At 54.1% G+C, this 255-nt stretch carries 1 rRNA gene; it reads right to left on the reverse strand.

Annotated features, from left to right (window positions below):
* Window positions 1-255, reverse strand: a 23S ribosomal RNA gene (locus MRBLMI1_RS16060); the annotation flags it as partial.

Genomic DNA, 255 nt, shown 5'->3' on the forward strand with positions numbered 1-255 from the left:
TCTTAACCTTCCAGCACCGGGCAGGCGTCAGTCCGTATACATCGTCTTGCGACTTCGCACGGACCTGTGTTTTTAGTAAACAGTCGCTACCCACTAGTCTCTGCGGCCTCCAAACGCTTTCGGAGCAAGTCCTAATACGTCGAAGGCCCCCCTTCTCCCGAAGTTACGGGGGCATTTTGCCGAGTTCCTTAACCACGATTCTCTCGATCTCCTTGGTATTCTCTACCTGACCACCTGAGTCGGTTTGGGGTACGG

Source organism: Microbacterium sp. LMI1-1-1.1, from assembly GCF_040815675.1.
Taxonomy (GTDB): Bacteria; Actinomycetota; Actinomycetes; order Actinomycetales; family Microbacteriaceae; genus Microbacterium.